The following is a 19,990-nucleotide window of genomic DNA, read 5'->3' as shown; positions in this document are numbered from 1 at the left end:
CTGAACACGACATGAATGACGGAACAAGCCTTTCGGGACGAGGATTTTTTCGGCACCATGTTTGAAATGGGCTGGAACGCTGAACAGAGAGGCGAGACGATGCTGGGGAAAACGAAAAGACGCGCTGCTTGTGCTTTTATAGCAGCGACGCTTCTGGCCGCACCGGTCCCTGCGTCGGCGTGCGCCCTGGCCCTCGTCGTCGCCATGGACGGATCATCAAGTGTCAGTCCGGAAGAGCACACGTTCCAGCTTGAGGGCCTTTCCGGCGCGCTCAAGGACGACGACGTACGCAAGGCCATCCAGGGCCTGGGCGGCATCTGGTTCTCCAGCTTCGAGTGGAGCGGACGCTATCAGCAGCATGTTCAGGTCGACTGGCGGTTCCTGGAGAGCGACGACAGCATTTCCGCTGCGGCCGCTGAGCTTGCAGCCTCCGACAGAGGCTACACCGAATTTCCGACAGCGCTTGGATACGCCCTGGGCTTTGCGGCCGTCCATATGGCGAAAGTGCCGGAACCCTGCGCGCGCAGGGTCGTGGACGTGGCCGGTGACGGCATCAACAACGAAGGTTTCAGTGCCGACAAGGCTTACCGGGCCTTCGCCTTTGACGGGATCACGGTGAACGGCCTGGCGATCGCTGGAGCCGATCCGGACCCGGTTGCCTACTACCGGGACAAGGTCATCCGGGGTCCTGGCGCTTTCGTCGAAGTGGCCAAAGGCTTCGGCAATTATCGTGCGGCCATGAAACGCAAACTTCTGCGGGAGATCCGGAGCATGAATTTCGCATCGGCTGAACCGGCATCCAGCATGGGTCCGTTCCATCACCGGCGATGATGACCCCGCTCTTCCATGCTGCGATAGAAGTCCTTGAGCGTCTTGCCCGGTTCATGGCGGAAGCAGTCCTGTAGATCCGTGATCGTATCGATCCGATCCAGACGAAACATTCGGAAGTCGGTGCGCAACTCGCACCAGGCAACCAGCGTCCAGACCTTGCCCCAGAACCACAGGCCCAGCGGACGCACCGTGCGCTCGGACGGTTTGTCCTCACGGTCGCGATAGACAAGCGTCAGCCGCTTTCGGCCATCGCTCGCAGCTTCCAGCACATCAATCCGCTCGCGAACCTCAGGTGTCATTTCCGGCGCAATGGCATGGACCTCAACCGAGCTTGTGCGCTCGCGCATCGGGTCAGGCAAAACCGCGTCGATCTTGATCAGGGCCTCTTCGGCCGCCCGCGCCATCTCCGCCCCGCCCCATGCGCGGATCAGACGGGCCCCGGCAATCAGTGCCACGATCTCATCACGGGAAAACATCAGTGGCGGGAGATCAAAGCCTGAGCGCAGGATGTAACCCACGCCCGCAGCGCCATCGATCGGCACGCCCGATGCCTGCAGGTCCGCGATATCACGGTAGATCGTGCGCTCGGACACTTCCAGCCATTCGGCCAGCTGCCGAGCGCGGACAAGCCGGCCGCCGCGCAGATATTGCACGATTTGGAAAAGGCGGTCGGCTCGTCTCATCATAGGGCTCCTCAGCGGCTGAAAAGTCCGATGGAATTGCCATCAAGGTCAAGGCAGTAGGTGAATCGGCCATCCGGGATGGCAATCGGGTCCGAAACCACTTCGCCGCCGGCCTTTGCCAACCGGTCCATGGTTGCTTCTAGCGTATCCGGACACAACAGATGGATGGTCGGGCCGGTTCCCTTTGCAGGCGGCGTGCCGGGATAAAGGTGCCCGGCCACGCCATCCTTCTTGGCAGGGAACATCGCCACGGGATTAGGCCCCATGTCGACGATCTTGTTCAGTTCGGTCTGAAAGACCTCATTGTAGAAGTCGATGGACTTGTCGAGGTCGGTGACCGGCAATTCCATCCAGACCGTGAAGTCATCAGGTTGAAAGCTCATTTTCGTCTCTCCTGTCAAAAACAACAGGCAGACAGTCGCACAGGCCTCCTGACAGCCTTCTGTCAGGAGCGTGTCCGGCATGCGCAGTTATTTCGGGCGGATCGACCGGCTGATGCTCTTGACGCCGTCGACCAGAAACAGGCTGGTGATGATCGCGCCGCCCCAGTCGCGCAGAACCGGAACTTCGGCGATTTTCCAGCCAAAACGGAACACACTGTCGAGACAGACTGCGGCCCACCAGAGCCCAAGAGGCAGAACAAAGACCAGTCGCCCAAGCCGTCCTGCAGAGAAAAACTGGCCGTTTTCTGCCAGCAAGACCTTCCGGGCTTCGCTGCGCGCGGCAATTTCCGCCCGGATTTCTTCAGCCGCCAGTTCGGCAGCAATCCTGTCCTGCTCGGTTTTGCCGTCGAGACGTTGTCTGGCGTGGGCCAGCAAGCGTTCCAGCACGGATCCGGACAGCCAGGTGAGAATCGCAGCGATCATGCCTCACCCCTTTTTGCGACCCAGCCAGCCGACCCCTTTGTGACATGACGCAGCAGGATGTTGACGAGTCCGACAGCAACGATGACCCAGGGCGTCATGTTCGCTGGCAGGATCGCACTCAAGTCGACAGCGCTCAGCTGCTCGGCCAATTGAGTGCAGACGACGAGAATTCCGACGACGCCGTTGAACAGAAGAGTTTTCCAGCCAGACATTTCCCGCTCCTTTTCCAGATCGGATTTTCCGTCACTTTGCAGAGAGAAATTGGGCTTAGTGGCTCTCGGCCGGCGCCAGATGAATCACGGACGCTTTCCGACGCGCCCAGGTAAAAAGCTTGCCCCGGTAACGCCAGGCCAGCCCGATCAGCAGGCTCAGCGCCAGCACCACCCCTGCGGCAATGAGCACTCGTTCCCAGTCGAAGCCGCTCGTTCGCAGCGCGGCGGCCGTGCCCGCGCAGGTGAGCCCCGAGGCACGATGGCTGGTTCCCCGCTCTATCTTGCGCTGCAACGCCGACAGTGTGGCCGGGCCCACGCGTCCATCGATGGCGAGAGGGGGATGATCGCGCTGAAAGGCGAGAACGGCATGGCGCGTTTTCGGTCCATCCAGGCCATCTGCCGAACCGGGCCGATAACCCAGGTGCGCCAGGTGTTGCTGTGCCAGCTTCAGAGCCTGGTCGAAATCAGCGGACAGTGACCCGGTTGCGGGGGAGCCAGAGGCAAAGGAGCCATAGCTGCCGTCCAGCAGAAGATCCGCCTCGTCCTTGCGGCGGCGGACGAGACCCGGCAAGCGCCGCCCCCCAGCGGTCGTTCCCGTCTTGGCCAGAAGCTGGGCCGCAAGCGTGTCCTGCCCAGCCTTCAGGGCCTTGGCCCACTTCCAGGTCAACGCTCTTGGTCCCAGGTTGTAGACAACCGACACACAGGCATCGAATTGGGTCTGATCCAGGTGAGGCAACGCTCGCTCAACCGGTGGGCCGTACTCTTCGTCCAGCAGGGTAAGCAACAGACGATTGGCCTCTTCGCGGCTCAGACTGTCTCCCACTTTCAGCGGGCTGCCGTGCTGCTTCAGCCACCAGGAGGCAAAAACCCTTGAGCGCATCGTGAACCCGTAGCCGATTGTTACGACACCCGCCGGATCCAGGTATCCCCGCGAGACGAACCCCTCGTGCGCGGCGATGAAAGCGACGCCTTTTTCACTGACCCGCATGGCAAATCTCCCTTCCATCATTTTCTCAGGTGCGTCCCGTCAGGACTGCGGCACGACCGGCAAGAGGCAGTGCACAGCAACGCGCACCGCGCCGCCGGAAAAGCTGCCGCCATTGGCCGTCAAACGGACCTGCGTTGGGGCGTAAAAGGCGCTCGGACCAATGACACCGGCATTGGTCGCGCCGACCGAAACGCCCAGTGAGCCGCCGAATTTCGAAGGCTCTCCCGCCAAGCCGCAGTCGTAGGACGCAGCGCCGCTGATGGTCGTGATGGTCCGGCAGGAGACACCGAAAACGATGGTCCGGTCCTGAATGAGCGCGCTGGTTTCGGCATAGGCGCCGGAAAGACCGGAAAGCTCTTCTTCCAGCACCGCCAGCCGGGTTTCTGCTCCGTTTTCCGAGCGCGCGACCAAACGATCAGGTCCAAGCAGAGGACCAACGTCCTGCCAGCCGCTACCGGTCAGAACAATCAGGGCCTCTTCATCGGCCACGAAGGCCACCAGCCCTTCGAAAGCTGAATGGAACTGCCAGACACCTTCGCGCCAGAGCGCAATGTCTCCGTCCCGGCCCAGCCAGTCTCCCGAGGCGCCTGAGGCAACAAGATAGGCCGCGCCATCCTCGGCGGCGGGCGGAACAACGATGCTTCGGGAGGCGAGGTGCAGATGGGCCAGCGCATCAAGGGTCAGCAGCGCTTCATTGTGGGTGACATGCTTTTGCGCCTGCGCGGCCGCCAGAAGCGGCAGGGCAAACCGAAGGGTCTCAGACATGACTTGTTGCCTTTCTTTGGAAGCCACGCCCGGCCGTGGCAGACAGCTGGCAGACGGCGAAACTCAGCTCGCTCACCTGGGCACCGAAATCGGCGACCTCGTCTGAAGCCGGGTAGAAAACAGAAGGGATCGACGACGAGAGGGTTCTGAGAACCGCGCCACCGATCCCAAGAATGTCGACCTCATAGGCCTCACTCTCCTCCGCCAGAGGCACCTCCACCTGAGCCCAGCTGTCGCCGCCACGCCGGGTCTGGCGGATAAAGTTGATCTCGATGCCATCGCTCAGCCGCCGGGCCTTGAGATGAACCGGGGCGAGCGGCAGGGCGCCGCGACCTGAAGCAGCGTGGGCGAAGACCAGAGCAGACGGATCATCGACGGCTAGTCCGGCGGGCACCAACCTGTAGTGCTGTTCGAGGCCAAGCTGGTCAGAGGAAAGCGGCACCAAGGGAACAGTCGCAGCGTCGAGAAGAACGACATCCGCACCTGCCAGCGCCCCTTCCCGCATCTCCGGTTCTGTGCCCACCTGTCCACGCAAGAGGGTCGTCAGCCGGTAGGTCCGGACGCCGGTCAGCTCAGCGTCGACGAACTGCAGGACCTCGAAACCGCCGCCGGCCGGCCGCACAGCCAGCGCATTTGCGCCCGCCAGAACAGCGTCTCGCGGACGCGCCTGCAGAAGCCCGCCATAGATCTCGACATCGATGTGATTTGCATGGTCCCAGTGGCCAAGCGGACCCGGTGCAAGATCCGAGACCAGTTGGCCCAGCGTTGCGGGACGGTCGAGGGTCGATACCGGTTGAAAACCGCTGCCGGTCGCAGAGCGCATGAGCGTCAGCGCGCCGGGCCAGGGACTTGCAAAGGCCGCCAATCGAACAGGAGCTTCGGGGTCCTCGTCAAAGAGAATGGGCAGGTCCATCAGGAAGCCATGGGGCACTCCCGGCACGACGTCCTTAAATGGCTTGACGACCGGATCCGGCGCAGCGGTGACAGGTGCCAGAGCACCGCCGACACGCACAGCTTCGATCCGGCGAACATCCGTGTCTTCAATGGCTTCGACGCGAAACTTGAGCGGCGGCGAGAAGCTTTTGCCCGGCACATTTGCGATCTCAAGGACATCGCCCGGGTCCACATCAAGGCGGGCCGGTGACAAGGCAAACTCTGCGCGTTCGCGTTCTCCCCAGATCCGGGCAAGCCGGTGATCAGCGGCCTGCTGAAGCGCTTGAGGAGCGCTGACTGCCGCCAGATCCAGCGTCTCGATCTGGCGCGATCCGACCTCGAGCCTGCGCGACGTCACCATCCGGCGCTGATAGTCCGCGGTCACGTCTTCAGCGCCGATGCGCACTTCCGACGGCAGTTCGCCTTCCTGCGCCCGGGTGCGCGACAAAACCGGCTTGTCGGCGTCCGGATCGACCAGATCATCGGCAGCAAGGGCCAGATCAACGTCGGTCCGGGCTGCTTCCAGGCGGATGTCAGTGCCGCGATCGGAGGCTGTCGCCCCAAAGGCCGTCAGCAGCGGTTCGATGACCTGGCGGCTGGAGACCGGCCCCGAAACCGCGATCCCTTCCAGGGTCCCGGATACATTGCCGACCGACACGTCTTGCGCGGCGATGCCCTCGTCTTCCAGATAGTGCTCCAGAAATCCCTTTAGCGTCAGGCTGCCGAGCCGACCGGAAAGCCAGTGCCCCACCTGCCAGTTGGCACCATCGGACCAGACATCCAGATAGGAGGGAAAGGCCGGATAGGGCCGAGCATCCCAGGTCCACAGATGGATGTTGGCGCTGTCGACCATACGCCCGCCATAGACCGGTGAAATCGGGTTCTGGCCGGTCTCGAAATCCGGGTCCTCAGGATCGTAAAAGCTGAGAGCGGCCTCAAGCGCACGCCGCTGGATCAGGTCGTCTCGGGTCCCATTTGAAAAATGCGGCAGCGCGCTTTCTGACGACTTCGGATCGACGAAAACATTGGGCTGGTTCGCGCCCTTGTCGATGGCCGGAACACCAAGTTCGGTGAAGCGGATCGGCTTGCAGGCTGGAACCCAATCGGTCGACTGCCCGGCTTCTACGCCGCCAAAACGCTCCACATGAAGGTTTTCCCACCAGCCTCTCAGATCCTTGGCACGGTAGACCCAGGGCTTGTTGTAGATCCCATCTGAAATCGGCGTTCGTGTGCCCGAACGGCGATCAGCCTCCGAGGCGTAGTACCAGTCGAAATACTCACCGCCGGCGATGCCCGCCTTGAGCATCTCCATGTCATAAGGGTCCGTGTTGCCATCAGGGTCTCCGCCCCTGCGCATGTCAGCCATGGGCAGGTAGTTGTCGATGCCGATGAAATCGATATCGGAAGATGCCCAGAGAGGATCGAGCGGAAACCTCAACTCGCCAGCGCTCACCTGATGCGCCCCATATTCGGACCAGTCGGCGGCGTAGGAAAGATCTGTGCCCGCTGTCAAAACCGGCCGCACCTCGACTGCAAGATCGATCAAGCTACTGACAAACGGATAGGTCCCCGATGTCGTCTGCGCCCTGGTCAGGCCGCGCAGCTCCGAGCCGATCAGAAAGGCATCCACCCCGCCGGCAGCTTCCGCCAAATGCGCCATGTGCAAAACATGACGGCGGTAAGACCATTCGCCCGGGCCGCCATAGGCGATCGCGTCGCCCGAAACCGAGAAGTCGCTTGCGCTTGTTGTGCCGAAAAAGGCTGCAGCATCCTGATCCGGATCCGCGCCGGGCACGATCCTGCCGCGCCAGGGATAGGCGGCCTGCTCTGACCCGCCGTAGGGGTCCGGCAAGCTGTTGCCCGCCGGGATGTCCATAAGAACGAACGGATAAAGCATGACCCGAAGCCCACGGTCCTTCAGGTCCTTGATCGCGGCAATCACGCTTGCGTCCGATGGTGTTCCGCCAAATGCGGGCTTGCCATCAATTCTTGAGACTTCGTCCGCCTCCTCACGGGCCAGCCCCGCGACCGACCAGATGCCGCCAGTCGTGGATTTGGTGTTTTCCTCGACCTTCGGGCGAATGCTGCATTGTGACGCCCTCAGATCATCGCCGAACCAGGCGATCACAAGTGCGACGCTTTCAAGGTTCGGGCACAGAGCCTGCAACTCGTCCAACGAGGCGACCCAATCGCTCGGCGCCTGCGTGACATGATGGTTGAGGCTTTCGGTGACGCCGGGCCTCGGCGTCGAACTGACGGCAGTCGGCTGGTAGACGAATTCGCCTGCCCCGGGGATCAAGGTGATCGCCCGGATGTCTGTCTCCAGACGCTCGACGGACCGGATCACTTCAAAGGTCAGTTGCGGCAGACGGTTGCCGAATGTCTCCAGCGCCAGACGCTCGAACACCACATAGGCGGTTCCCCGATAGGCCGGTGTGCCGCCCTGCAGTCCCGATATCAGCGGATCGGGTGCCTGATCCGGCGCGCCAGAGTAGATCCGCATGGTGATGCCGGATGTGTCCAGCGGCTTGCCGTCAGCCCAGATCCGGGCGACCCGGCTTATAGGTCCCTCACTCAATGCGACCGCGAAATTGGCGTAGTAGGCATAGGATCGTACAGTCGTAGACGAGCCACCGCCTTTGCCACCCTGACTTTCCTCCGAAACCTCTTCTTCAAATCGCGTGGCCCAGATGACCTGTCCGGCCAGCCGCACCCGGCCATAGATCCGCGGCAAGGAGGTGCCTTCGTTCGAGGCCTGGACGGAGAGGTCGGAAAGTCGGCCCGTCTCCACGGTGGTCGAAGAGCCGAACAGGCCCTGGTCCACGACCGACCCTGCGACGGCGCCCGCAGCCTTGCCGAGAATTCCGCCAAGACTGCCAAGGCCGAAAAGGCCACCGGCCGCACCACCCAGTGCCTGTCCGGCGGCGGTCAAGATCAGGGTTGCCATTGGGCTTGCTCCGGAAATGAAAACACATGGGCAATGCGCCGACGCCAGGCCGGCACGAGTGGGCTTTCGACGACGCCGACACGCTCATAGGCGTGGATCACCAGCCCGGGTGCGCTCACGATCGCAACATGTCGGGCGGGCAGATGCTCCCTCCAGCGAAACAGGAGAACGTCCCCCGGCACTGCGGTGTCCGGCGCCTGTTCGATCAGCCAGCGCCTTGCGGCTTCGACAAGGCTCTCGCCAGTGCCGGACGCCGTCCAGTCAGGCTGATAGGCAGGCACTGGTTCAGGCTCGGCGCCATAAAGCGCCCGCCAGACGCCGCGCAGAAGACCCAGGCAATCGCACCCTGCGCCCTTGCAGCTGGCCTGATGCCGATAGGGCGTTCCAAGCCAGGATGCCGCCTCGCTCAGAGCCGCGGCACGTACTGTGGAGGTATCAGGAGACAAGGATGCCACCATCGTTCTCGCCCGTGTTGCGGGTCGGATAGGAGAGAACGAAATCTGTCCCGGGCATGTGTGGAAAGCCCTGGAAGTTCAGCTCGTTGGAGAACTTTGCACGGCAGGTCGAGACCTGCTTGTCGCATCCGGCGGAAACGCGTATCTGCGTTCCCGTCTCAAGGCTTGACGGTGGCGCTTGCCACAAGCCGATCCGCGCGACGGCTTCCTCCAGCCGATGCGCGGCAACCTCGGACCGAAAGCCGGCGTGTTCGCCCGTCAGAACCTCCAGCCGCCCGCCGTTGAACCAGCCTGACGAAAACGCGGACAGGCCAGCGATCTCGAGTTCGCCCAGGTCGCCGGCAAGTGTGACCGTTCCCTCGGCCTGATATGCCGGGGCTGACAGATCAACGCCGCAGCGGCCATCGCCGAGATCCGCATCGCAGGTCCTGGCGAAGACCCGGCCACGCTTGACCTCGAGCAAATGGGACAACCCGCGCAGTTCCGCCTGAAATGCATCGCCGTTTCGGCTGACTTCGCCGACGCGGGCTCTGCGCAGAAGCTGCGTCTGGGACGGATCCGCCCAATTGACCAGATGGACCTCAACGCTTGCACCATCCCAAAGTCCCGCCTCAAGATCATCATCGGACAGACCGAACAGAGAAAGCGCTCCGCTGACGTCACCGCCGCCAGTTGCAAGCCCTGGACCAGCAGCCAGGCTGCTGGTTTCCAGACCGTTCTGTGGCTGGCAGGACAGGCCATCGACGGTCAGAGATCGATCATGATCGGTGAAACCGATGCGTTGACCGTCCTTGCGCGTGACCACCCAGCAATGGGCAAGCGTCGTCGCCCAGCCGGCCAAATGGCCAGCAAGTTCGGATGAAATGTCTTTCATGAGAGCGCCCTATTTCGCGGAAGTCAGATCCGGATCTCGATCAGGGGGATCGAGGGAATGTCGCCCGCTTCGAAATGGGTCAGGCTCACCTCGAGCCGATCCGTGTCGAAGCGCACGGGAACGTCAAAGAAAAAACCGGCAGTGATCTGCGCGCCGTCGGCAGGCGGAGAGGCGAAGACAAGTTCGCCGGTCTCGGCGTTCAGCCAGGCATCAACCCCGACCGTCACCTCGGCGCTTTCGACGGCCACCTTCAGACTTGCTGGATCAGCAAGGCGTATTTCCCGCGCATAGGCCGCCTCGCCCTCGCCGTAGGTCTTGGTCAACGCAAAGGTATCAGTGACCCCATCGCCGTTAGCGATCTCCTGGTCAAAGGCTGTGGGCATACCGCCGCCGTCGCGGGTCGAATGATCGAAGGGGTCGCGAAACCGGAAGCCGAACAACCGTCCGCGCGCTCTTTCAAACAGCGAGAGGACAGCCCTGAGATCGACAAGAGACCGGATCCCGGTGGAGGCGTCATAGCGCCGCCGACTGTCGGCCCAGCGTGCGTTGCGGGCCTCAAGGCCAGAGGCCAGAAGCACCACTTCCGTGCGCCGCTCCGGGCCTCCCAGAGCGCCAAAAGCCACTCCTGAGGGAAAATACTCATCCAAGAAAGAAACCATCAAATTCCCCCTGCGAGCGGGTCGCAATTGATCTGCCTCAAGGTGGCTTGCAGGCACCCTCTTCATGTTGGTCGTCATTCAAGGAGGACCAAATGAGTCACGTACCGCACGAACTGCACGAAGAATTCCCCGACGCCGCCGAGGCCTTGCATGCGCTCAAGGCGAACGACGCCCATTTCGTCAAGCTTTCGGACGAATACCACGCGATCAACCGCGAAATTCACCGCATCGAGACCGATGTCGAACCTGCCTCGGACGAGGCGCTGGAAGACCTCAAGAAGAAGCGTTTGTCACTCAAGGACCAGATCGCTGCCATGTTGGCGGTGAGCGAGAGCACCGGCTCCTGAGCCCCTCCTTTTCAGGCCGGTGTTAGAGCCCGCGCCGTCCCCGTCCGACGGCGCGGGCCACCATTGCAGAGACCTGCGTTTCGGATCGCCGAAAGCTTTCCGCATCCTTGGTGGCAACATTGATCTGGACCCGCGGCTGCGCGGCTCCAGTGCCGTTCTGAACACCAAGTCTGCCGTCATTGCCGCGCACCAGCGGCAAGATAGCTTCGGCGCCAGCTTCACCGGCCAGCCCTATTCCGCCAGACGCACCGCCGCCGCCAAGACCGAAGTAGGTCGGCGACGCGACGATGCCTCCTTTGGCAAATGGGGTCACCGCGCCCAACGCACCTGCCACGGAGCCGCTGATCCCATTGGTTAAACCGCCGAAAGCGCTGGAGAAAGCCGTTTCGGCCAATCCTTCCAGGGGTTTCAGCGCGGACCCGAGCAAACGGGACGACGTGGTCAGCGCGATCTGCCGAAAGACCGCCTCGAGCGATTTGCCATCGACGAGAGCTGCCTTGAGGCCACCGGTGAGCGCGGTTGAAAAGCTGCCCGCCGAGCGTGAAATTTCCTGCATCTTCAGGGAGAACGCTGAAAGCTCTTCCAGCGGAACGTCAAGTTGAACATCTGTCATCTCAGGTGCCTTTGTTGTCTACCGGTCCGGGTGGCGCTTCATCATGCGTTCGAGGACACTTCGCTTAAGCCCAGTTGCGGATTTCTGCCAGCCCAGCGCTGCAGCAAGTTCGCGCGGGGTCGACGACCAGAACACGGCTGGCGACCAGCCGAGGCGCCCGAAAGCGACCTGCATCAACCCGCGCCAGGGAAAGGGGCGGTCTGGTTCTGGCCTGCCTCCCCCTTGGAGGAAGGCAGGTTGAGCGCTTCCTCTTGCCCATCGCCAAAAGTCACCCTTAGGAGATCTGCGGCGATCGCCGCATATCCGGTCACGCCGCCGGCAGATGTCATCAGGGCCAGCTGGTCGTCGGAAACATCATTGCCCGCACCGCGTAATCCGGCCCCGAGAATCCTGATCAGATCGCGCGCGGAAAAGCGCCCGGTCGAAAAGCGATCCACCAGGGCTTGAAGGTCCTCACAGGAAAATGCGTCTTCCAGTTCCGCCAGAGCCCCGAGGGTCAAGACCAGGGTCCATTTGCGACCGTCGAGACCGGCACTGATTTCGCCGCGCAGATGATTTGCCATGCAGGCCTCCTAAAGGGCTGTGAATGTGATGGGCCCAGCCGACTCCAGCGCGATCTCATAGGTCACCTCGCCGTCGTGACGGCCGGCATATTCCAGTGCGGTGACCTGAAATGCCCCTTCCAGCGTCCCGAAATCGGGGATGATGACCTGCCAAGGGCAGATGGTCCCGTCGAAGAAGATCTGACGCACGGCCGCGTCACTTGCCTGGTCGCGGAACAGACCGGAGCCGGCAAGACTTGCGCTGCGGGAGCCCGCCTGCGCCAGCAACTCCCGCCAACGCCCCGCGCTGTCCGCATTGGTGATGTCCACGGTCGCCGCGTTCAGCGCCACCCTGCGGGTGCGGAGCCCGGCAACGGTTTCAAAGCTTCCGCTGGACGTCTGGTCCAGCTTGAGCAGCAGATCGCGTCCTGCCTGTGCGGTCATGGCAAATGTCCTTGTTGGATGATTGAAGGCTGCGTCAGGCTTCAGGCTCGGTGACAACTCGCAGGGACAATTCGGCCCGGAAGGTGCGGCCATCGCGCAAAAGCCGCGAAGACATCTCGGACACCTGAAGTCCGACAAGCCGGTGCCCCGAAAGGAGCAGGTCCGGTTCCATCACAAGCACCGACGTCCTCTGGATGATCGCGAGCGCTTCATCGCGGCTTGCCTTGCGTGACAGGGCCGCAAGCCGGAGGTCATGAACCAGACCTTCTTCGGGCAGGTTCAGCAAGGGTCGGGCGCCAAGCGTCTCCAAAACCAGAAAGGGAAAGGCTTGTCCCCTTGGCGGTGCATCGAAGATGCGCCCGGGGCCAACAAGGCCGGTCAGCGTCGCGTCGGCGGCAAGCCGGCTGAACAGGGCGCTGCGCAGGGCCAGTTGCGAATGAGTGCTCATGTCCCCTCCTCCTCTGCCAGGCAGATGATTTCTCTTGATCGGTCATCGGCCGCCGTGGTCGACAGAATGCGAAAGGCACGCGGGCCACACAGGACCCGCCAGCCACCGGCAAGGTCGTCTCTGTAGCGAAGGCGAAGCTGATGGGTCGCGATGCCCTCGAGCCGTCCGCTGCGAAGCGTTTCGCTTTGGCGAAGCGGCTTGATCTGAGCGAAGTCGTCGCCCGCAAACAGATAGACAAGGCTCGCCGATCCATCGGCCGCCGCCGTGTGCACCGGTTGCTCAAGCGCCACCGGCGTGCGGTAGGCCCCCGCCCTCACAGTTGCAGCACCCGGTTCACCGACATCAGCCGGTCGAGCCCATGGGGCAGGCTCGTCATGGCAAGGTCCGTCCCCGCCTCACGGTTTTCGAACCAATGTGCCGCCAGCAGACGGATTGCCTGGCGCAGCGGCGCGGGCACGTCCTGCGCGTTGTCGCCATAGCCGGCGGAAAAGTCGATCTCGGCCCCGAGCAAGTTGGCAGAAGGCACGCCAGCTCCAAGGCCAATGCGGATGCGTGCCGGATCCGAAGACCGATCCAGCGTGTAGTCGGACGGGTCAAGCACATGACCGTTGCCGTCCAGATCATAGACGGTGATCTCGTCGACAGAGAGCACCGGGGCAATCGGCAACGACACGATCCGGCCCATCGGCCACGCCTCGAGATAGAGCCGCCATCCTTGGCGGATCAAGGCACGCCGGGTTTCCCGCTCGATCTGCTGACGGGCGGCCTGAATGAAGCCGGACAGGAGATCTTCTTCCTGGGCACCGGTGAGCCTTAGCTGATTGCGCATCTCGGCCACCGTAACCGGCTCAAGGGCCGGCGGCGTCACAACGACGGACGTCATGGCGTTATCCTTTGCCTGAAACAAAAAAACGCCGGATCCGTCAACGGGACCCGGCGAAGTGGGGAGGGTTACAAAAAAGCACTCACTGCGTGCAGCCACAGCTATTGCAGCCTAGCCTTTCGCCAAGCTTGCCGCAGCGCACAAAATATCGTCAAAAATACGAATGCTATTTTTACGAAGAGAAGGTCAGGAGCTTGATGGCATCAAAGTCCTGAACGCCGCCGCCCACGCGCTTGGTGGTGTAAAACAGCACATAAGGCTTGGCGGAATAGGGATCACGCAGGATCCGCACGCCCATCCGGTCGACAATCAGATAGCCGCGGCGGAAGTCGCCGAAAGCGATCGCCGGGGCATCAATGGCGATGTCCGGCATGTCCTCGGCTTCAGTGACGGGGAAATTCAGCAAGGTGGCGGCAGCGCCTGCGCTGGCCGGTGGCTGCCACAGGTAGTTGCCGTCGCCGTCCTTCAGTTTGCGCAAGGCGCCTTGCGTCCGCCGGTTCATGACGAAGCGGGCGTTCTGGCGATAACCGCTCTTAAGCGAATAGATTAGATCCAGCAGCTTGTCGCCCGGTGCGAGTGTTGCAAAGCCGCCTGCCTCTCCGGTCGAGATGGTGCCCAGCGAGCCCCAGGCCCAGGCAGTTTCCGCAACGCGGGGCACCGACAGGAAGCCGGTTGGCTTGTTCACGCCGTCGCCATTGACGAAAGCAGCGCCCTCCTGTTCGGCGAAGGCCGTCTCCACCTCTTCGGCGATCCAGGCATCCATGTCGATGGCCGCATCGTCGAGCAGGCTCGCTGTGGCTGCGGGCATGGCGTAAAGCTCCATGGCCGGGAAGCTTAGTTCGGCAAGTGTCGGCGTCGAGGTTTCAGGACGTGCGGCCGTTTCGCCGACCCAGCCGGTCTGCGGTCCCGAGATCGAGAAAGGCTTCTTGTAAGTCGCAGCAGAGACCTGACGGACGCCGGCGATCGCGCGGATCGGCGAGACCTCGGACAGGCGGCGCAGGATGCCTGCCTCGGTTTCCTCGGGCACCAGATAGCCGCCATCGGGATCGGATGACGCGCTCAGAGCCTTGACCTCGAGCGGGCGCAGGGCCTGTTCCCGGCCGGTACGAACATAGCTTTCAAAGGCGGCCTTGTGCTCGATCGCCTGACTTGTCTGTCCACGCTCGGCCTGTCCGCCGCGTGCCGGACGGCGGCTCTTCAGGGTCAGGTCGTCTAATCGCCTCTGGGTGGCGTCAAGCGCCTCGTCCAGACGATCCAGCTTTTCCAGCGTCAACACATCGGCACTGCCGCGTTCTTCCATCTCCGCGAGCCGGGCGTCATTGACCTGCCGATAGCTCTCGAAGCTGCGGAAGAACTCATCGAAAGTCCGGGCGACGTCCTCTCCGCCGGCGGCAACGACCGGAGGCATCGTACCGGCCTTGGTTTCAAGAGATGAGGCATGAGGATCATGGGTGTTCATTGCGGTCTCCTTGACGGTATCGGATGAGAGCTGCTCGGCAGAAGGCGCAGGCGCGCGCCCTCCACCTGCGGAAAGGTGACGAGCGACACCTCCCAGAGATCGATTTCGACCAGTGTGCGCGTGGGCTGACCGGCACGGCGTCCTGCCCCGCCCGCTGTCTTCAGGGCCCTGAAGCCGATGGACAGCCCGCTCAAGGCCCCGGCGGCCACAAGAGCTGCGGCCTCGCGAGAAAGCGCAACATCGGGCAACAGGCGGCCGGTAACGCGCAGGCCCCTTGCGTCTTCGGTCAGATGGGTCCACACGCCGATGGGCTTTGCCGGATCGTGCTGCCACAACATGGCGACGCCGGACGCCCGTCTGCGCGCCAGACTGCGGGCAAAAGCTCCACGCCTGACAAGGTCGCCAGCTCCATCGCGCTGGCCGAACAGGCTGGCGTAGCCGGTGATGACCAGTTGATGCGGCGCCTGCCTCACCTGCGCGGCTCCGGCCCCGCATCTGCGGCGGCGAGCACATGCAAGGTCTCGGCAAAGCCGTGAAAGGTGTCGCGGTGGCTGGCACCAGCGCCGTCAGCGCCGGTAAACCGCGCAAAGCTTCTACGCAGACGCCCAGGCAAATGGCGCGCAAAACGCCGGACAACAAAACCCTTCTGCGATCCTGAAGGTTCGGACATCATCGCAACTCCCTGTTTTGCTCAGTCGGTTTTTTCACCAGCGTCATGAGTCGCTTGCAGCGGATCCTTGAATCGACGGTCCAAGGACTTCCCATTTCGCCTTGTGAGATTCACAAATTGATTCAAGTTCCGGTTCAGGCGGGCGATTTCATCGACGAAATGCGTGAAGCGTCGGTTCGAGAACGTCAGTTCGCGGATCAGCAATGCGGCCAAGGTCGTCGTCGCCACAGCCCAGAGGAAAAGCGCCAGATGTGCCAGGTCGCCGCGCTCGATCACCGAGCGGGTGATTTCCTCGCTCACGCTTCTGCCCCTGCCGGCGGTTCTTGCACCTTGCGGCCATAGCCAACCGCCAGGCGTTTTTCGTCGTCGTCCAGAAAGCCCGCTGCCCCGACCCGGCGCCACAGGGCTTCGCGCTCTGACGAGAGCGCCTCGACCGCATCCGCATCGGGCTTCAGCAGAAGATCCGCGCCATAGGCCGGGCCGAGCCAGGCGGAGAGCGCGGAGGCCGTACGGGCGACCAGGGGTAGAACCGCGGAGCGCCAGAAGGCACGGCTGGCTTCCTGGTAATTGGCATAGGTGTTGTCGCCTGGAATACCGAGCAACATGGGCGGCACACCGAAGGCAAGCGCGATCTCCCGCGCGGCCTGGTTCTTCGCCTCGATGAAGTCCATGTCTTTCGGCGTCAGCCCCATGGGCTTCCAGTCGAGCCCGCCTTCGAGCAGCAGCGGCCGGCCCGCATTGCGCGCGCCCTGATAGCCGCTTTCCAGCTCTGTCTTCAGCCGTTCGAACTGATCCGCCGACAGGTTCACCGCATCTCCTGCGCCATAGACCAGAGCGCCGGAGGGCCGGGCCGCATTGTCGAGCAGGGCCTTGTTCCAGCTGGCCGCCGCATTGTGGATGTCGAGGCTCATCTGGGCCGCTTCCACGGGGGCAAAACCATAGTGATCATTGAGCGGATGGAAGAGCTTCAGATGCCGCACCGGTGCCACACCTTCGTCGCCCGGAGCCGCCTCCGCGGCCAGGCGCACCGTCCGGCCTGCGACCGTATAGTCGAAGGCTTCCGGCCAGCCGCCCGGCCCCGGCACCACCTTGACCCGGTCAGGCCTGAGCGCGTGGAGTTCGCGAGGCTCACCATCGACGGCCACCTGCTCCAGATAGGCGTTGCCGGCAACCAGCAGATAGCCGTAGAGGCTTTCGAGAAAATCGCCGCCCGCTTCCAGCCGGTTGGGCCGGGAAAGCAGCGCCAAAAGGGGATGGGTGTCCAGCTCGTGCTCGCCCTCAAACAGGGTCAGGGGAACGGAGCTTGCGGCCTCGGCCACCATGCGCACGGCGCGGTAGACGATCGGGTTCTTGGCATAACCTTCACGGGCGAGAGCCGCATAGTCACGCGGGCTCCAGACTGGTTGGGCCTGCCCCTGAATGGCCAGCAAGGGGCCGGTGCGCGAGGCCTTGACCTCGGCTGGCGCCTCCTGCGACCGGTCGGCCGTCACCGCTTCGGGGCGCGCCCAAAGTGATTCAAGTGCTGTCTTCAAGCTCATGACTTAAAATGCCTTTTCGGCGCAGTTGAGAAAGTGATTCAAACGACAGGTCAGGAATACCTAAGCCTACAAACGCCTGACCCGAGGTTCGGCTCTTGGGCCCAGAAGCAGTTCCGAGATCGCCCAAACCAATGCATCCAGCCGGTCGGGCGAGCGGCCCGTGGACAGGCCTGATGGCCCGAAATCGACCATCTCGTCCTCAAGCTCCGGCAGGGCGCCAACGTGCCGGATACGGTCCTGGTCGTAGAGCATGGCGACAGGCTCAGCCCGCGAGAACTTGCCTCGTGTCGCCCGCACCTGTTTGACCGGCACCGAGGGGTCCGCCCCCGATATCACCTCGGCCACCATCTCCCCGCCCTGGTTCACCTCGGCGACCAGACAGTCCGCGCTCAGTCCGTGCCAGAGACCGGTGGCGGCAGAAGCCCAGTCTGCGGGTTTGGCGCGGGCCATGGAGCGATCGGCCAGAACATAGGCTGTGCCGTCCTCGGCGAGGCCCGCGGCCACCAGACCGCAGGCGTCGGATTTTCGTCCCGAGGAGGCAGGCGGATCGATGGCAATCACGATGCGCTGGAGATCTTCAGGCGCCCTGTCGACCCGGATCTGCTCCAGCCGATCCCGCGACCAGAGTGCGTCGGGCCGGTCCTCGATCAGCTCGCCGTCCAGCTCCTGCCGTCCGAGCCTTGTGCCGGCATAGCGCGAGACCACCGTCTCCAGAAACCCCGGTGCCAGAAACGGCGCATTCGCCTGTGTCGGCGCATGGCTGACCGCCGTGGTCGGCAGACCGAGCAGGCGCTTTAACAGCGGCACGGGCCGGGGTGTCGTCGTGACCAGTTGCCGGGGCTCCTGGCCCAGGCGCAAACCGAATTGCAGCATATCGAAAGTCTCCTCGGCGTGGCGCCACTTGGCGAGTTCATCGCACCAGGCAATGTCGAATTGGGGCCCGCGAAGGGCCTCAGGGTCCTCGGATGAAAAGGCCTGGGCCACCGCCCCGTTGGGCCATTCCAGACGGCGCCGTGTGGGCGTCCAGCTCGGACGGTCGCGCTTGCCATGCACCGACAAGAGCCCCGACACGCCTTCCACCATGACCTCGCGCACGTCAGCGAAGGTTTCGCCGACCAATGCGATGCGCCCTGATGCGCGGCCGGCCGTTTGACTTCCAGCGCTTGGCCAGCCGGCGCCCAGCGCCATGGCCTTGACCCATTCGGCCCCGGCGCGGGTCTTGCCGGCGCCCCGTCCGCCCATCAGCAGCCAGACCCGCCAGTCGCCCGACGGTGGCATTTGATGTTCGTGGGCGAAGGTCGGCCAGTCGGTCAGGACAAAACGCATTTCCTCAAGGGACAGCTGCTCCAGCGCCTGTTCCAGCCTCTGCGCCCGGGCACAGGCGGCCAAGGCGCTGCGCAAGCTGCGCGCGGAGCTCGTCTGCGTCCTCAAGGTCGTCATTGCTTGTTTCCCCCGGCTCGTCCTCATCCGCGCTCTCCGGCCCCACCGTCTTTTTCAGGTCGAGCAGCAGGCTCAGGGTGCGGGCGAGGCTCGCCAGGGTCTTCACCGTCCGATCGATCTCGACGATGCTCGCGCCCTCGCCGCCCTCGGCGGCCTCTGCCAGCAGCGCGTTAAGCCGCGTCTCGACGCCGTCCACCTGGGCTTCGAAGGCCCTGTAAAGCCGGACAATCATGTCAGGCCGCTCGCCGGGATCCGCGTCCTCAACCAGGCGCGCCACCTCCTCCGGCAACTCATCTGGAGGCGGCGGATCTGCAGCGGCACCCGGTTCAGCCGGTTTGGGGACACGAAGCGGCAGCCCGCGCTTGATCCGCTCCCGCGCTTCCCGCTCTGCCAGAAGGATCTCCTTGCGGTCCCGGTTCCTGATCGCCTTCGCCACGTTGCCCCTCCTCACACCGGCCACCGGACGCGGCCAGCAAAAAGGCGCGTCCGCCGAAGCGCCGCGCCTGTTATCCCTCAGATGATGGCCCGCGCTCCGATCGTCCCGTCAGCGCAAGGTTTCAAAAACGTCGATCATTCAGTGACTTGGGAAACGTCTTTCGCAGTCATGAAAAAAGGGCCGGAAACTTATCCCCGCCCCTTACAGCCATGCGATGATTGCCACCGGTCCCGCCACCGCGCCTGAGCCCTCAAGGCCCCAAACGCACTTCTTCGACCATGACAAAACCCTAGCAGATCATCGTCACGCTGTCAAGAATAAATTCCTATTATTTTGTTTCCCCGATCTGAGGTGTCGCGTCCTCTGCCTTCCCTGCGCAGGCAGGGATCCAGTAGGCGCAGACGCTTCGGTCAGAGCCGGGAGGGCGCCGCTTACTCGGTCCCGGATCTCCGCTGCGCTGCGTCCGGGACGGCATCGAGGGAGAGGCTTGCTCCACGAGTATTGTGGCAAGGCCGGTTTGCATCCATTCAGCCGTCATCCCCGCCTCGCGCGGGGATCCACGCATTTCCAGAGATGGAGCGGGTGTGAGCACTGAGGGTCTGCAAGCCATCGAGACCGGCCCTCTTCCGCGGCAAATCCCCTGCTCGACGAACCTTGGACCAGATCCCCGCACAAGGCGGGGATGACCGCTGAGGGTGCGGTGGGCGTCAGTCTCTCCATCGTCATCCTCGGGCTTGTCCCGAGGATCCACGCGCCAAACGAGAGGTCCTATGGATTGCCGGGACAGGCCCAACAATGACGCAGGAAAGGTCTGTTCTGGGGCACCTGGTGTAGAAGCGCCGCCTTCCACCCCTCCGCCGTCATTGCAGGACCTGATCCTGCAATCCATGCCGTTCGGGTGTCTCAAATCGAAGTGGTTCTCATGGGCAAAGTCACGGCATGGATGCCATGGTCGAT

Annotated in this window: 26 protein-coding genes; 2 read left to right on the top strand and 24 right to left on the bottom strand. The window is 63.2% G+C overall.

Annotated elements, in window-relative coordinates:
• Nucleotides 1-15 precede the first annotated feature (15 nt).
• Nucleotides 16-831 carry a DUF1194 domain-containing protein gene (locus tag IG617_RS01115; RefSeq protein WP_209008192.1) on the top strand — a complete coding sequence of 272 codons (816 nt, stop codon included), beginning with the start codon at nucleotides 16-18 and terminating at the stop codon, nucleotides 829-831.
• On the opposite strand, the gene IG617_RS01110 is transcribed toward IG617_RS01115, so the two are convergent.
• The 10 genes from IG617_RS01110 to IG617_RS01065 form a co-directional block, all read right to left on the bottom strand.
• A complete protein-coding gene (locus IG617_RS01110; protein WP_192106559.1) occupies nucleotides 819-1,514 on the bottom strand; it encodes a helix-turn-helix transcriptional regulator in 696 nt (231 codons plus the stop codon). The two genes, IG617_RS01115 and IG617_RS01110, sit on opposite strands and share 13 nt — an antisense overlap.
• A gap of 11 nt (nucleotides 1,515-1,525) precedes the next feature.
• The gene (locus IG617_RS01105) at nucleotides 1,526-1,897 is read right to left on the bottom strand and encodes a VOC family protein (protein ID WP_192106558.1); all 372 of its coding nucleotides are present in this window, start codon (nucleotides 1,895-1,897) and stop codon (nucleotides 1,526-1,528) included.
• A gap of 87 nt (nucleotides 1,898-1,984) precedes the next feature.
• Complete coding sequence (locus IG617_RS01100) at nucleotides 1,985-2,380, bottom strand: hypothetical protein (protein ID WP_192106557.1); 396 nt, start codon at nucleotides 2,378-2,380, stop codon at nucleotides 1,985-1,987.
• Nucleotides 2,377-2,592, bottom strand: coding sequence for a hypothetical protein (locus IG617_RS01095; RefSeq protein WP_192106555.1), 216 nt, complete (start codon nucleotides 2,590-2,592; stop codon nucleotides 2,377-2,379). The genes IG617_RS01100 and IG617_RS01095 overlap by 4 nt, the downstream gene beginning before the upstream one ends.
• A gap of 55 nt (nucleotides 2,593-2,647) precedes the next feature.
• Complete coding sequence (locus IG617_RS01090; RefSeq protein ID WP_192106553.1) at nucleotides 2,648-3,580, bottom strand: glycoside hydrolase family protein; 933 nt, start codon at nucleotides 3,578-3,580, stop codon at nucleotides 2,648-2,650.
• Nucleotides 3,581-3,619: 39 nt separating this feature from the next.
• Nucleotides 3,620-4,345, bottom strand: coding sequence for a DUF2793 domain-containing protein (locus IG617_RS01085; protein WP_192106550.1), 726 nt, complete (start codon nucleotides 4,343-4,345; stop codon nucleotides 3,620-3,622).
• Nucleotides 4,338-8,225, bottom strand: coding sequence for a baseplate multidomain protein megatron (locus IG617_RS01080; RefSeq protein ID WP_192106548.1), 3,888 nt, complete (start codon nucleotides 8,223-8,225; stop codon nucleotides 4,338-4,340). The genes IG617_RS01085 and IG617_RS01080 overlap by 8 nt, the downstream gene beginning before the upstream one ends.
• Nucleotides 8,213-8,680, bottom strand: a complete 468-nt coding sequence (locus tag IG617_RS01075) for a C40 family peptidase (protein WP_420826132.1) — start codon at nucleotides 8,678-8,680, stop codon at nucleotides 8,213-8,215. Before IG617_RS01075 ends, IG617_RS01080 begins: the two co-directional genes overlap by 13 nt.
• A complete protein-coding gene (locus tag IG617_RS01070; RefSeq protein WP_192106543.1) occupies nucleotides 8,661-9,554 on the bottom strand; it encodes a DUF2163 domain-containing protein in 894 nt (297 codons plus the stop codon). The genes IG617_RS01075 and IG617_RS01070 overlap by 20 nt, the downstream gene beginning before the upstream one ends.
• Before the next feature lie 23 nt (nucleotides 9,555-9,577).
• On the bottom strand, nucleotides 9,578-10,213 hold the full coding sequence (locus tag IG617_RS01065) for a DUF2460 domain-containing protein (RefSeq protein WP_192106541.1): 636 nt from the start codon (nucleotides 10,211-10,213) through the stop codon (nucleotides 9,578-9,580).
• 92 nt (nucleotides 10,214-10,305) lie between these two features.
• Between IG617_RS01065 and IG617_RS01060 the strand changes: the two genes are divergently transcribed.
• Nucleotides 10,306-10,560: an HP1242/YdcH family protein gene (locus tag IG617_RS01060; protein ID WP_192106538.1), complete on the top strand. Its 255-nt coding sequence runs from the start codon at nucleotides 10,306-10,308 to the stop codon at nucleotides 10,558-10,560.
• A gap of 22 nt (nucleotides 10,561-10,582) precedes the next feature.
• On the opposite strand, the gene IG617_RS01055 is transcribed toward IG617_RS01060, so the two are convergent.
• The 14 genes from IG617_RS01055 to IG617_RS00990 all read right to left on the bottom strand — a co-directional run bounded on the left by IG617_RS01055 (nucleotide 10,583) and on the right by IG617_RS00990 (nucleotide 19,033).
• Nucleotides 10,583-11,173, bottom strand: coding sequence for a phage tail tape measure protein (locus IG617_RS01055; RefSeq protein WP_192106536.1), 591 nt, complete (start codon nucleotides 11,171-11,173; stop codon nucleotides 10,583-10,585).
• Between the two features lie 18 nt (nucleotides 11,174-11,191).
• Complete coding sequence (locus IG617_RS01050) at nucleotides 11,192-11,347, bottom strand: phage tail assembly chaperone (RefSeq protein ID WP_192106534.1); 156 nt, start codon at nucleotides 11,345-11,347, stop codon at nucleotides 11,192-11,194.
• Complete coding sequence (locus IG617_RS01045) at nucleotides 11,347-11,736, bottom strand: gene transfer agent family protein (protein WP_192106532.1); 390 nt, start codon at nucleotides 11,734-11,736, stop codon at nucleotides 11,347-11,349. The genes IG617_RS01050 and IG617_RS01045 overlap by 1 nt, the downstream gene beginning before the upstream one ends.
• A gap of 9 nt (nucleotides 11,737-11,745) precedes the next feature.
• The gene (locus IG617_RS01040) at nucleotides 11,746-12,159 is read right to left on the bottom strand and encodes a phage major tail protein, TP901-1 family (protein WP_192106530.1); all 414 of its coding nucleotides are present in this window, start codon (nucleotides 12,157-12,159) and stop codon (nucleotides 11,746-11,748) included.
• A gap of 34 nt (nucleotides 12,160-12,193) precedes the next feature.
• Nucleotides 12,194-12,607, bottom strand: a complete 414-nt coding sequence (locus IG617_RS01035) for a DUF3168 domain-containing protein (protein WP_192106528.1) — start codon at nucleotides 12,605-12,607, stop codon at nucleotides 12,194-12,196.
• Nucleotides 12,604-12,924, bottom strand: coding sequence for a phage head completion protein (locus IG617_RS01030; RefSeq protein ID WP_192106526.1), 321 nt, complete (start codon nucleotides 12,922-12,924; stop codon nucleotides 12,604-12,606). The genes IG617_RS01035 and IG617_RS01030 overlap by 4 nt, the downstream gene beginning before the upstream one ends.
• A complete protein-coding gene (locus tag IG617_RS01025; protein WP_192106524.1) occupies nucleotides 12,921-13,490 on the bottom strand; it encodes a head-tail connector protein in 570 nt (189 codons plus the stop codon). Before IG617_RS01025 ends, IG617_RS01030 begins: the two co-directional genes overlap by 4 nt.
• A 172-nt stretch (nucleotides 13,491-13,662) precedes the next feature.
• A complete protein-coding gene (locus IG617_RS01020) occupies nucleotides 13,663-14,949 on the bottom strand; it encodes a phage major capsid protein (RefSeq protein ID WP_192106522.1) in 1,287 nt (428 codons plus the stop codon).
• Nucleotides 14,946-15,422, bottom strand: a complete 477-nt coding sequence (locus IG617_RS01015; protein ID WP_192106520.1) for an HK97 family phage prohead protease — start codon at nucleotides 15,420-15,422, stop codon at nucleotides 14,946-14,948. Before IG617_RS01015 ends, IG617_RS01020 begins: the two co-directional genes overlap by 4 nt.
• Nucleotides 15,419-15,619 carry a hypothetical protein gene (locus IG617_RS01010; RefSeq protein WP_192106518.1) on the bottom strand — a complete coding sequence of 67 codons (201 nt, stop codon included), beginning with the start codon at nucleotides 15,617-15,619 and terminating at the stop codon, nucleotides 15,419-15,421. Before IG617_RS01010 ends, IG617_RS01015 begins: the two co-directional genes overlap by 4 nt.
• Before the next feature lie 21 nt (nucleotides 15,620-15,640).
• Nucleotides 15,641-15,919: a hypothetical protein gene (locus IG617_RS01005; protein WP_192107443.1), complete on the bottom strand. Its 279-nt coding sequence runs from the start codon at nucleotides 15,917-15,919 to the stop codon at nucleotides 15,641-15,643.
• A complete protein-coding gene (locus IG617_RS01000; RefSeq protein WP_192106516.1) occupies nucleotides 15,916-17,157 on the bottom strand; it encodes a phage portal protein in 1,242 nt (413 codons plus the stop codon). Before IG617_RS01000 ends, IG617_RS01005 begins: the two co-directional genes overlap by 4 nt.
• 66 nt (nucleotides 17,158-17,223) lie before the next feature.
• Nucleotides 17,224-18,597: a DNA-packaging protein gene (locus IG617_RS00995; protein WP_209008191.1), complete on the bottom strand. Its 1,374-nt coding sequence runs from the start codon at nucleotides 18,595-18,597 to the stop codon at nucleotides 17,224-17,226.
• The gene (locus tag IG617_RS00990) at nucleotides 18,488-19,033 is read right to left on the bottom strand and encodes a hypothetical protein (RefSeq protein ID WP_192106515.1); all 546 of its coding nucleotides are present in this window, start codon (nucleotides 19,031-19,033) and stop codon (nucleotides 18,488-18,490) included. The genes IG617_RS00995 and IG617_RS00990 overlap by 110 nt, the downstream gene beginning before the upstream one ends.
• Nucleotides 19,034-19,990 lie beyond the last annotated feature (957 nt).

This window comes from Roseibium polysiphoniae, assembly GCF_014842925.1.
Classification (GTDB): domain Bacteria; phylum Pseudomonadota; class Alphaproteobacteria; order Rhizobiales; family Stappiaceae; genus Roseibium; species Roseibium polysiphoniae.
Note: the sequence above shows the minus strand (reverse complement) of the source record. Positions and strands in the feature narration are given on the sequence as shown.